The sequence below is a fragment of the Streptomyces sp. NPDC015346 genome, assembly GCF_043078785.1.
In the GTDB taxonomy this organism is placed as follows: domain Bacteria; phylum Actinomycetota; class Actinomycetes; order Streptomycetales; family Streptomycetaceae; genus Streptomyces.
In genome coordinates this window covers 138,678-151,157 of sequence record NZ_JBIBTW010000006.1, presented here as the reverse complement: position 1 = coordinate 151,157, position 12,480 = coordinate 138,678, and the positions used below count along the sequence as shown (strand labels likewise).

Below are 12,480 nucleotides of genomic sequence, written 5' to 3'. Positions count from 1 at the left end.
GGCGTCTGACGTGTCGTACACATCAGACGCCTTTTGTCCGGTCTGATGCCGCATCCTTGATGTTCGAGGCATGACGGAAGGGGCGTCAGGATGAGTTTCGCTGTCGGACGGGCCCGCGGGTACCGACCGGAACAGGTCGACCGCTACCTCGCCGCGCTCTCCGAGGAGCGGGACGCGGCCTGGGAGCGGGCCGCGCGGCTGACCGTCCTGGCCAAGGAGATGGAGGCGGAGGCCGTCCGGCTGCGGGAGGTCGTCGCCGCGCTCGCCCCGCAGCGGTACGAGTCGCTGGGCGAGCGGGCGCAGAAGATCCTGGAACTCGCCGAGGCGGAGGACGAGTCCCTCGTACGGGCCGCCGAGGCACGGGCGCATGACCTCGCGCAGGCGGCGCAGCGCGCGGGAGCGGAGGCCGCGAAGGCGGCGCGGGCGTACGCCGAACGGCTCCGGGCGGAGGCGGAGGCAGCGGCCCGTAAGACCCTGGAGGCGGCCGAGGCCGAGGCCGCGTCGGTCCGGGGGGCGGCCCGCAGGGAGACGAAGGAGCAGCTGGCCGGGGCGCGGGAGGACTTCGAGGAGACGGCCCGCAGGGCGGCCGCGCTCCTGCGGGCCCAGCGCGAGGAGCAAGCGGCCCTGCGGGAGGAGGCCGAACGGGCGACGGTGGCCCGGATGGCGGAGCAGGAGGAGCTGTACGAGAAGCTGTACGCCCGTGCCCAGTCCGGCCTCGCGGAGTCCCGCCGCGCCCTCGCCGAGACGGAGGAGCAGGCCCGCCACGCCCAGGAGGACGCCGAGGCCCGGGCCGCGGAGCTGCTGGCGGAGGCACGGATGCACGAGGAGCGGACGGAGCGTGCGACGCAGCGCGTCCTGCGGGAGCACGAGGAGGCCCGCGAGGCGATCCACGCCCACATGACCCACATCCGCGCGGGCCTCGCCTCCCTGACGGGCCGTACGACGGCTACGGAGCCGGACACGGACCGGAAACGGGCCACGGACCGGGCCACGGACCAGGCCAGGGACCGGGCTGCGGACCGGGCCGGGGACGCGGAGCCGGAGGGCCCGGGAGCGGAGGACCCCGCCGACTGACGGCGGATGCCCGGCGGTAGTCTCCTCGCCTCAAGGGGAGGGAAGATCATGAAGCATGTGCGTGTACCCGGCCGCCGTCTGACGGCCGTGGCGGTCGCGGCCGTTCTCGCCGCGACGGGGGGCGTCCTGGCCGTGCCGGCAGCCGCCGCGCCCGTGGGAGCGTTCGCGGCGGACGAGCAGCAGACCGCCGTGACGTTTCCGCTGAGTTCCGCGCTGGTCAGTGCGGGTGAGAGCGGATTTCTGACACGGAAGTACGGGGAGTACTCCCGGACGTGGTGGACCCCTTACGCCGGAGCGTCGTCGACCTCGCTGCCGGTGGGCGCGGAGGCGGTGCGCGGAGGCGGTTCCGACGTCGTGGTGACGGGTGATCAGGCCACGAACCCGACGCAGTGGCGGGTCGTCAAGGTGCACGACATGGCCACCGGCGCGGCACCGGTCGAGATCGATCTGAACCAGCTGGGGGCGAACTACACCTACCGGGGGAACGTGGGCGCCGTCCTCGTGGTGGCCGTCAAGAAGACCGACGGGACGCTGGAGGCCCACCTCGTCAGCAGGACCGGCGAGGGGGTGAGCGACCGGGTGGTGACCGGTCTGCCCGAGGGGATGGTGGGCTTCTCCATGACGGCCGGCTCGTCCGGCACCGCCGCCCTGACCGCTTTCTCCGGCACCACGGAAGCCCGCGTGATCCACCGTGTGGCCGTGGACGTCACGGCCGGCGCGGTCACGGACACGTACCCCACCACGGGCCGGCAGCTCGTGTCGGGCGCCGTGTCGGCCACCCACCTGGCGTGGCCGGAGGAGAGCCCGCTCGGGATCGTCGTCGCGAAGCGGGGATCCACCGAGACCCAGCGGTTCCCGCTGCGCAGCACCGGCTACAACGAGCGCTTCGGCCTGGTCGGCGACTGGCTGGTGTCCGGGCTAGCGACCTCGCCGGGGAGCGTCGACCCGCTGGACGGGTCGCTCGTCGCCCGCTCCCTCACCGACTCCGGGGCGTCGGTGCGGCTCATGGACCGGGTGTCGTCGCTCGTGCCGGGGCCGAACGGCACGCTGCTGGTACGCGGCGGCACGGCGGACCGGGGCGAGGGCCTGTACCGGATCGCGCCCGGCGCGGACGGCCGGCCCACCGCCGAGCTCGTCAGCGCCCCGGGTGATCCGATCACCGCCGTGCTCGGCTCGGAGGTCCCGCAGGTCGTCGACTTCGACCGCAGCAGCGGCGTGGACCTGAAGTGGCGGCTCTCGCACGGCAACGCGAAGGTCTCGCTCACGCTGACGCACAAGCTGACGGGCGAGTCGGTCTACCACTCCTGGACACCGGCAGGCGCTGTCGCCGAGTCGGGGGCCGCCACGGTCGGCTGGACCTGGCGCGGCGAGTTCCAGGGGCTCTCGACGTCCGTCGCGCCCAACGGCGAGTACACCTGGCAGCTGGAGGTCTTCCCGACCGACACCTCCGCCCGCCGGGTCCGGGAGACCGGCACGCTCACCGTCGTCCGCAAGCCGGCGTCGCACGACTACAGCGACAACGGCACTCCGGACATCTTCGCGCGGGACAAGGAGGGTCGCCTGTGGAAGGCCGACACCTCCGACGGTACGGGCGGAGGCATCTACGGTGAGGCCCGCGAGGTCGACAGCGGTTGGGGGATCTACGACCGGATCGAGTCGGTCGGTGACGTGTCGGGCTCGACCGCGCCCGACACGATCGCCCGGGACCTCAACGGGGGCCTGTGGCTCTTCAGGGGTACCGGCCTCGGCCGGACGCCCCTCGAAAGCCGGACGCCGCTCGGCGGGGGCTGGAACACCTACGACCAGCTCGCCGGCGGCAGTGACCTGACCGGCGAGGGCCGGGCGGACCTGGTCGCCTTCGACAAGGCGGGCGACCTGTGGCTGTACAAGGGCGTCGGCTCGGACACGTCCCTCTACGAGCCGCGCAAGAAGATCGGCTGGGGCTGGGGTATCTACAACCAGATCACCGCCGTCGGCAACGTGGGCGGCGCTCCTGCGGGCGACCTCCTCGCCCGCGACAAGGACGGCGTGCTGTGGCTGTACCCGGGCAAGGGCGACGGCACGTTCGCGAGCCGCGTGCGTCTCGGCGGCGGCTGGAACGCGTACACGCGCCTCGTCGGCATCGGCGACGCGAACAAGGACGGAAAGCCCGACCTGTACGCGTACGGCCCCGACGGCTCCACGTACCTCTACCGGGGTACGGGTGACGCGAGCGCCCCCTTCGCGCCGCGCGTCTGGGCGCAGGTCTACAGCTACGTGGGCGACCGCTACGACGAGGTCTTCTGAGCCCCGGTGTTCTGAGCCGGGTTCTGAACCGTCACTCCCCGCCGCGCCGCTCCCCCTCCTCCTCGAGGACGGGGAAGCGGCGCGGCGCCACGATGAGCAGCACCAGCAGGGCCAGGGCCGCCGCGCCCGCCGCGCCGAGGAAGATGTGGTCGACGGCCGCGTCGACCGCTCGGCGCAGACCGTCGTCGGCGTGGTCCAGGGCGTACGCCAGGGAGTCCAGGTGGGTGCCGCCGCCGAGGTGGGCGGCGAGGACGCCGTTGGCGACGGCACCGAAGAGGGCCGCGCCGACGCTCTGGCCGACCTGGCGGCAGAAGAGGACGGACGCGGTCGTGGTGCCGCGTTCCTCGTACGGGACGGTCGACTGGACCCCGACGATGAGCGGGAGCTGGAAGAAGCCGAGCGCGCCGCCGAGCAGCAGCATGAGGAGCGCCGGCTGCCAGGGCTCGCCGGGGAAGGGGAGCAGGGGGAAGGCGAGCAGGACCAGCAGCGCGAGGGTGATGCCGACGACGGCGGTGAGGCGGAAGCCGATGCGGGTGTAGACCCGGTTGGAGAAGGCCGCCGTCACCGGCCAGCTCAGGGTCATCGCGGAGAGGACGAAGCCTGCGGCTATCGGGCCGAGTCCGAGGACGGCCTGGGCGTAGGTGGGCAGGAAGACCGTGGGAGCCACCATCAGCAGGCCGAGCGCGCCGAGGGCCAGGTTGACCGCGGCGATCGTGCGGCGGCGCCAGATCCAGCCGGGGATGATCGGTTCGGCCGCACGGCGCTCGACGAGGACGGTCACGCCGGCGAGCGCGAACGCGGTGCCGAACAGGCCCAGGGAGGGCGCGGACAGCCAGGGCCAGGCGACCCCGCCCTGGACGAGCGCGGTGAGGAGCAGGGCGCCGGTCGCGAAGATGGTCACCGCGCCGGCCCAGTCGACCGCGGGCCTGCCCGTCTCCGCCGCCCCACCCGGCCGGGAGTTCTTCGGCGCCGGGCGCCCGCGGGGTTCCACCAGGAACCGGCCGACCAGCCACAGGGCCACCAGGCCCACCGGCAGGTTGATCAGAAAGATCCAGCGCCAGTCGGCGTACCCCGCGAGGAGGCCGCCCGCCGCCGGGCCCGCGACCGAGGCCGTGGCCCAGACGGAGGAGAGCTTCGCCTGGATCTTGGGGCGTTCCCGCAGCGGGTACAGGTCCGCCGCGATCGTCTGGATCGTGCCCTGGAGCGCGCCGCCGCCCAGCCCCTGGACGATCCGGAAGGCGATGAGCGAGGCCATGTTCCAGGCCGCCGCGCACAGCAGGGAGCCGATGAGGAAGAGGACGGTCCCGGCGATCAGGACCGGCTTGCGGCCGAAGGTGTCGCACAGCTTGCCGTACACCGGCAGTGTCACGGTCACGGCGAGCAGATAGCCGGAGAACAGCCAGGAGAACACGGTGAGTCCGCCGAGGTCTCCCACGATCTGCGGGACGGCGGTCGACACGACCGTGCCGTCCAGCGCGGTCAGACCCATCACGAGCATCAGCCCGGCGACGACCGGGCCGCGCCCGCGCGGAGTGGTGGCCGCCGCCGCGGCCTGCTGCGTCGTCGTCTCGGACACCCCGTCGTCCCTCTCCCCGGCCGATGCGCCGTACACGTAATTCGTCGGCACAGCCTCTCACTCGACCCGCAGGACGAGAACCCCTAAGGGGTCCTCCCCCATAGAGGGCAGGGGCCGTTCGTCCCGGCGGAGGAGGAGAAGGACCGCCCGCCGTCCTTAACTTGGGCTTACGGATAACCCCCGGGCGAAGAGGGGGAAGCGCACCAGTGCCTCCCGCCCCCGCCTCCCCAAGACTCAAGGCTTGAACCGCGCCCCTGCGTGTACACACAACACCCACATAGGAGACATACCGTGACTTCGGCTGTGACCATCCCCGCGCACGGGGACACTGGAGGGAGTACGGCTGTCGCCGCGCGGGCGCGGCAGGTCGTCAAGGCGTACGGTGCCGGGGAGACCCGGGTCGTCGCGCTCGACCACGTCGACGTGGACATCGACCGGGGGCGGTTCAGCGCGATCATGGGCCCCTCGGGGTCCGGCAAGTCGACCCTGATGCACTGCCTCGCCGGTCTCGACACCGTCACCAGCGGCCAGATCTTCCTCGACGAGACCGAGATCACCGGCCTCAAGGACAAGAAGCTCACCCAACTGCGCCGGGACCGCATCGGCTTCATCTTCCAGGCGTTCAACCTGCTGCCGACCCTGAACGCGCTCGAGAACATCACGCTCCCGATGGACATAGCGGGCCGCAAGCCCGACGCCGCCTGGCTCGACCGGGTCGTGTCGACCGTCGGCCTCGCCGACCGGCTGAGACACCGCCCCACCCAGCTCTCCGGCGGCCAGCAGCAGCGCGTCGCCGTGGCCCGCGCCCTCGCCGCCCGCCCCGAGATCATCTTCGGCGACGAGCCGACCGGCAACCTCGACTCCCGTGCCGGAGCCGAGGTGTTGGGCTTCCTGCGGCAGTCCGTGGACGAGCTCGGCCAGACCATCGTGATGGTCACCCACGACCCCGTCGCCGCCAGCCACGCCGACCGCGTCCTCTACCTCGCGGACGGCCGGATCGTCGACGAGATGTTCCGGCCCACCGCCGACGCCGTCCTCGACCGGATGAAGGACTTCGACGGCCGCGGGCGGACGTCATGACCGTGCTCAAGACCTCGCTGCGCAACTTCTTCGCGCACAAGGGCCGCATGGCGCTCTCCGCCGTCGCCGTCCTGCTCTCCGTGGCGTTCGTCAGCGGCACCCTGGTGTTCACGGACACCATGAACACCACCTTCGACAAGCTCTTCGCCTCCACCGCCTCCGACGTCACCCTCAGCCCCAAGGACGCGGCGGTCGACGACGAGACGCCGCAGACCGGCCGGCCCGAGACGCTGCCCGCCTCCCTCGTGGAGCGGGTCCGCGCCGCCGAGGGCGTCGAGGCCGCCCAGGGCTCGGTCATCTCCCTGAGCGTGACCGTGGTCGACGCCCGGAACAAGAACGTCGGCCCCACCAGCGGCGCCCCGACCATCGCCGTCAACTGGTCCGCCAACGAGCTGCGTTCGGTCGACCTGGCCTCCGGCCACGAGCCGCGCGGACCCACCGAGGTGATGGTCGACGGCGACACCGCCGAGAAGCACGGCCTGAAGATAGGCGACGAGCTGCGCACCATCGCCGTCACCGGCGACTTCAAGGCCCGGATCTCCGGCATCGTCGACTTCAAGGTCACCAACCCCGGCGCCACCGTCGTCTACTTCGACACCGCCACCGCCCAGCGCGAACTGCTCGGCAGGGAAGGCCTCTTCACCCAGATCACGGCCGACGCCGCCCCCGGAGTCAGCGACGAGACCCTGAAGGCGAACATCGTCGCCGCGGTCGGTGGCGGGTACACCCTCCAGACCGCCGCCGAGGTCGCGGACGCGGGCCGTGAGGACGTCGCGGGCTTCCTCGACGTCATGAAGTACGCGATGCTCGGCTTCGCCGGGATCGCCTTCCTCGTCGGCATCTTCCTCATCGTCAACACGTTCTCCATGCTGGTCGCCCAGCGCACCCGCGAGATCGGCCTCATGCGGGCCATCGGATCCAGCCGTAAGCAGGTCAACCGCTCCGTGCTCGTCGAGGCGCTGTTCCTCGGCGTCGTCGGTTCGATCGCCGGCGTGGCGGCGGGCGTCGGACTCGCGATCGGTCTGATGGAGCTCATGAGCTCCATGGGCATGGAACTGTCCACCGACGACCTGACCGTCCGCTGGACGACGCCCACCGTCGGCCTCCTGCTCGGCGTGATCGTCACCGTCCTCGCCGCGTACATCCCGGCCCGCCGGGCCGGCAGGATCTCCCCGATGGCGGCCCTGCGCGACGCCGGCACCCCGGCCGACGGGCGGGCGGGGCGCGTACGGGGCGGGCTCGGCGCGCTCCTCACGGCCGGCGGCGCAGCCGCCCTGTGGACCGCGACCCAGGCCGAGAAGGCCTCGGCCGGCTCCCTCTGGCTCGGCCTCGGCGTCGTCCTCTCCCTCATCGGCTTCATCGTCGTCGGACCGCTCCTCGCGGGCGGGGTCGTCCGGGTCCTCGGCGCCGTCGTCCTGCGCGTCTTCGGCCCGGTCGGCCGGATGGCCGAGCGCAACGCGCTGCGCAACCCGCGACGTACGGGAGCCACCGGCGCCGCCCTGATGATCGGGCTCGCGCTGGTCGCCTGCCTGTCGGTCGTCGGCTCGTCCATGGTCGCCTCGGCCACCGAGGAGCTGGACCGCTCGGTCGGCGCGGACTTCATCGTCCAGTCCACCAACGGGCAGCCGATCATGCCGCAGGCGCAGGCCGCCCTGGAGAAGTCGCCGGGCCTGAGCCACGTCACCGAGTACAAGTGGGTCGAGGCGACGATCACCGGCCCGAACGGCAAGGCCGTGAAGAAGGGCCTGGTGGCCGCCGACCCGACGTACGCGAAGGACCTGCGCCGGGACACCACCGCGGGCACCCTCGCGAAGGCGTACGACGAGAACGCGATGTCCGTCGGCAGCGACTACGCCACCGAGCACGGCGTGAAGGTCGGCGACGTCCTGACCGTCGCCTTCAAGGGCGGCGACAGCGCGAAGCTCACGGTCGCGGCGATCACCTCGGACGAGAACAACGTCGACAAGGGCGCCATGTACACCGGCATCACCACCGCCGCGCGGTACCTGCCGGCCGACAAGCTCCCCAAGAGCATGATCATGTTCGCGACGGCGGAGGACGGCAAGGAGACCGAGGCGTACGCGGCCCTCAAGGACTCGCTCGCCGCCTACCCGCAGTACAAGGTGCAGAACCAGGCCGACTACAAGCAGGACCTGAAGGACCAGGTCGGCCAGCTGCTCAACATCGTGTACGGCCTGCTGGCCCTGGCGATCATCGTCGCCGTGCTTGGGGTGGTGAACACGCTCGCGCTGTCGGTGGTCGAGCGGACCCGGGAGATCGGCCTGATGCGGGCCATCGGCCTCTCGCGCCGCCAGCTGCGCCGCATGATCCGCCTGGAGTCGGTGGTCATCGCCCTCTTCGGCGCCTTGCTGGGGCTCGGCCTCGGCATGGGCTGGGGCACGGCGGCCCAGAAGCTGCTGGCCCTGGAGGGGCTCGGGATCCTGGAGATCCCGTGGCCGACGATCATGACGGTCTTCGTCGGCTCGGCGTTCGTGGGACTGTTCGCGGCGCTGGTCCCGGCGTTCCGCGCGGGTCGGATGAACGTCCTGAACGCCATCGCGACGGAGTAGCGGCCGGCGGTCGCGGATGGCGGCCGGCGGATGGCAGTACGGGAGCGGGTACGGCCCCGGTGACGCTCACCGGGGCCGTACCCGCGCTCACACGGTGAGGACCGGCACGTCCAGAGCGGGATGTGCTTGTCCCGGGTGACGAGCGTGAGCCCCTCAGCTCGCTCACTCCACCGAGTGAAGGCCTTCACTCGCGCCGGTGAGCCGGCCACGTCGTAGGCTGGGATCACCCGGTCTCGCGCCGGGCGACCCGGCCCGTCACACGTGTCGGGCTGTTCGTGTTGCCCGTTTGCCCGTTTGCCGTTGCTTGTTCGCCCCGCTCGACCACCCCGGGATGGAAGTCCATGAGTCTGCACGGTCTGCTTGACGTCGTCGTCAAGGACGCGGCCCTCGCCGAAGCGGTGAAGGCCGCCGCCGACGGCAACCGCATGCACGTGGACCTGGTCGGCCCGCCGGCCGCGCGGCCGTTCGCCGTGGCCGCGCTGGCGCGGGAGGCCGGCCGTACGGTGCTCGCCGTCACCGCCACCGGCCGGGAGGCCGAGGACCTGGCCGCCGCGCTGCGCGGCCTCCTCGACCCCGACACGGTCGTCGAGTACCCCTCCTGGGAGACGCTGCCGCACGAGCGGCTCTCCCCCCGCTCCGACACCGTCGGCCGCCGCCTCGCCGTGCTGCGCCGCCTCGCCCACCCCTCCGCCGACGACCCGGCCGCCGGCCCGGTGTCCGTGGTCGTCGCCCCCGTACGGTCCGTGCTCCAGCCGCAGGTCAAGGGGCTCGGCGACCTGGAGCCGGTGGCCTTGCGCAGTGGGGAGACGGCGGACCTGAACGAGGTCGTCGAGGGCCTCGCCGCCGCCGCGTACTCCCGGGTGGAGCTGGTCGAGAAGCGCGGCGAGTTCGCCGTGCGCGGCGGCATCCTGGACGTCTTCCCGCCCACGGAGGAGCACCCGCTCCGGATCGAGTTCTGGGGCGACGACGTCGAGGAGATCCGTTACTTCAAGGTCGCCGACCAGCGCTCCCTCGAAGTCGCCGAGCACGGCCTGTGGGCGCCGCCCTGCCGTGAGCTGCTGCTGACCGATTCCGTACGGGAGAAGGCCCGGGCCCTCGCCGAGGCGCACCCGGAGCTGGGGGACCTGCTCGGGAAGATCGCCGAGGGGATCGCGGTCGAGGGCATGGAGTCCCTCGCGCCCGTCCTGGTCGACGACATGGAGCTGCTGCTCGACGTGCTGCCCAAGGGCTCCATGGCCGTGGTCTGCGACCCCGAGCGGGTCCGCACCCGGGCCGCCGACCTGGTGGCGACCTCGCAGGAGTTCCTCCAGGCCTCCTGGGCGGCGACGGCCGGCGGTGGCGAGGCCCCGATCGACGTCGACGCGGCCTCCCTGTGGGGCATCGCGGACGTACGGGACCGGGCGCGCGAGCTCGACATGATGTGGTGGTCGGTCTCCCCGTTCGCCGCCGACGAGGAGCTCGACGCGGACACGCTCAAGCTCGGGATGCACGCCCCGGAGTCGTACCGCGGCGACACCGCCCGCGCGCTCGCCGACACCAAGGGCTGGCTGGCCGACGGCTGGCGCACGGTCTACGTCACGGAGGCGCACGGCCCGGCGGCCCGCACGGTCGAGGTGCTCGGCGGTGAGGGCATCGCGGCCCGCCTCGACGCCGACCTGACGGAGGTCTCGCCGTCCGTCGTGCACGTGGCGTGCGGCTCGATCGACTACGGCTTCGTCGACCCGGCGCTCAAGCTCGCCGTCCTGACCGAGACGGACCTGTCGGGGCAGAAGGCGGCCGGCAAGGACGGCCGGCGGATGCCGGCCAAGCGGCGCAAGACGATCGACCCGCTGACCCTGGAGGTCGGCGACTACATCGTGCACGAGCAGCACGGCGTCGGCCGGTACATCGAGATGGTCCAGCGCACGGTGCAGGGCGCCACCCGCGAGTACCTCCTCGTCGAGTACGCGCCGGCCAAGCGCGGCCAGCCCGGCGACCGGCTCTACATCCCCACCGACCAGCTGGAGCAGGTCACCAAGTACGTCGGCGGCGAGGCGCCGACGCTGCACCGGCTCGGCGGCGCGGACTGGACGAAGACCAAGGCGCGCGCGAAGAAGGCGGTCAAGGAGATCGCCGCCGACCTGATCAAGCTGTACTCGGCCCGTATGGCGGCCCCCGGACACGCCTTCGGCCCGGACACCCCCTGGCAGCGCGAGCTGGAGGACGCCTTCCCGTACGTGGAGACGCCGGACCAGCTGTCCACCATCGCCGAGGTGAAGGAGGACATGGAGAAGACGGTCCCCATGGACCGGCTGATCTGCGGCGACGTCGGCTACGGCAAGACCGAGATCGCGGTCCGGGCGGCCTTCAAGGCGGTGCAGGACGGCAAGCAGGTCGCCGTCCTCGTCCCGACGACACTGCTCGTGCAGCAGCACTTCGGGACCTTCTCGGAGCGGTACTCGCAGTTCCCCGTCGTCACGCGCGCGCTCAGCCGCTTCCAGTCGGAGAGCGAGGCCAAGGCGACCCTGGAGGGGCTGCGGGACGGTTCGGTCGACATCGTCATCGGCACGCACCGGCTGTTCTCGTCCGAGACGAAGTTCAAGGACCTGGGTCTGGTCATCGTCGACGAGGAGCAGCGTTTCGGTGTCGAGCACAAGGAGCAGCTGAAGAAGCTGCGGGCCAACGTCGACGTCCTGACGATGTCGGCCACCCCCATCCCCCGTACGCTCGAGATGGCGGTGACCGGCATCCGCGAGATGTCGACGATCACCACCCCGCCGGAGGAGCGGCACCCGGTCCTCACCTTCGTCGGGCCGTACGAGGAGAAGCAGATCGGCGCGGCCGTCCGGCGTGAACTGCTGCGCGAGGGCCAGGTCTTCTACATCCACAACCGGGTCGAGTCGATCGACCGGGCGGCGGCGCGGCTGCGGGAGATCGTCCCGGAGGCCCGGATCGCCACCGCCCACGGGCAGATGGGCGAGAGCGCCCTGGAGCAGGTGGTGGTGGACTTCTGGGAGAAGAAGTTCGACGTGCTGGTCTCCACGACGATCGTCGAGTCCGGCATCGACATCTCCAACGCCAACACGCTGATCGTGGAGCGCGGCGACAACTTCGGCCTCTCGCAGCTGCACCAGCTGCGCGGCCGGGTCGGCCGTGGCCGCGAGCGGGGGTACGCGTACTTCCTGTACCCGCCGGAGAAGCCGCTGACCGAGACCGCGCACGAGCGGCTCGCCACGATCGCCCAGCACACCGAGATGGGCGCGGGCATGTACGTGGCGATGAAGGACCTGGAGATCCGCGGCGCGGGCAATCTGCTCGGCGGCGAGCAGTCCGGTCACATCGCGGGCGTCGGTTTCGACCTGTACGTACGGATGGTGGGCGAGGCGGTCGCGGACTACCGGGCGCAGATGGAAGGGGGCGCCGAGGAGGAGGCACCCCTGGAGGTCAAGATCGAGCTCCCGGTCGACGCCCATGTGCCGCACGACTACGCGCCGGGGGAGCGGCTGCGCCTGCAGGCGTACCGCGCCATCGCCTCGGCGAACTCGGAGGACGACATCAAGGCGGTACGGGAGGAGCTCACCGACCGCTACGGCAAGCTGCCCGAGCCGGTGGAGAACCTGCTCCTGGTGGCCGGTCTGCGGATGCTGGCGCGGGCCTGCGGGGTCGGCGAGATCGTGCTCCAGGGGCCGAACATCCGCTTCGCGCCCGTGGAGTTGCGCGAGTCGCAGGAGCTGCGGCTCAAGCGGCTCTACCCGCGCACGGTCATCAAGCCGGCGGTCCACCAGATCCTGGTGCCGCGGCCGACGAGCGGGAAGATCGGCGGGAAGCCGGTGGTGGGGCGTGAACTGCTCGCGTGGACGGGCGAGTTCCTGACGACGATCCTGGGGTCGTAGCCCCGGGCGACGGGTCCGGGGG

At 71.9% G+C, this 12,480-nt stretch carries 6 protein-coding genes; 5 read left to right on the top strand and 1 reads right to left on the bottom strand.

Going from position 1 to position 12,480, the window contains the following annotated elements; all coding sequences use genetic code 11:
- Nucleotides 1-90 precede the first annotated feature (90 nt).
- Both ACF06X_RS22975 and ACF06X_RS22970 read left to right on the top strand, forming a co-directional pair.
- Nucleotides 91-1,074 (top strand): cellulose-binding protein, encoded by a 984-nt coding sequence (locus tag ACF06X_RS22975; protein WP_392289149.1) that lies wholly within the window; start codon nucleotides 91-93, stop codon nucleotides 1,072-1,074.
- Between the two features lie 48 nt (nucleotides 1,075-1,122).
- Nucleotides 1,123-3,360 (top strand): FG-GAP-like repeat-containing protein, encoded by a 2,238-nt coding sequence (locus ACF06X_RS22970; protein ID WP_392289148.1) that lies wholly within the window; start codon nucleotides 1,123-1,125, stop codon nucleotides 3,358-3,360.
- Between the two features lie 31 nt (nucleotides 3,361-3,391).
- On the opposite strand, the gene ACF06X_RS22965 is transcribed toward ACF06X_RS22970, so the two are convergent.
- On the bottom strand, nucleotides 3,392-4,936 hold the full coding sequence (locus ACF06X_RS22965) for an MFS transporter (RefSeq protein ID WP_392289147.1): 1,545 nt from the start codon (nucleotides 4,934-4,936) through the stop codon (nucleotides 3,392-3,394).
- 291 nt (nucleotides 4,937-5,227) lie between these two features.
- Here ACF06X_RS22965 and ACF06X_RS22960 point away from each other — a divergent pair, with 291 nt between their 5' ends.
- The 3 genes from ACF06X_RS22960 to mfd all read left to right on the top strand — a co-directional run bounded on the left by ACF06X_RS22960 (nucleotide 5,228) and on the right by mfd (nucleotide 12,458).
- The gene (locus ACF06X_RS22960) at nucleotides 5,228-6,016 is read left to right on the top strand and encodes an ABC transporter ATP-binding protein (RefSeq protein WP_392289146.1); all 789 of its coding nucleotides are present in this window, start codon (nucleotides 5,228-5,230) and stop codon (nucleotides 6,014-6,016) included.
- Entirely contained in the window at nucleotides 6,013-8,586 is a 2,574-nt protein-coding gene (locus ACF06X_RS22955) for an ABC transporter permease (RefSeq protein WP_392289145.1), read from the top strand. Before ACF06X_RS22960 ends, ACF06X_RS22955 begins: the two co-directional genes overlap by 4 nt.
- A 341-nt stretch (nucleotides 8,587-8,927) precedes the next feature.
- Nucleotides 8,928-12,458 (top strand): transcription-repair coupling factor, encoded by a 3,531-nt coding sequence (gene mfd / locus ACF06X_RS22950; protein WP_392289144.1) that lies wholly within the window; start codon nucleotides 8,928-8,930, stop codon nucleotides 12,456-12,458.
- Nucleotides 12,459-12,480 lie beyond the last annotated feature (22 nt).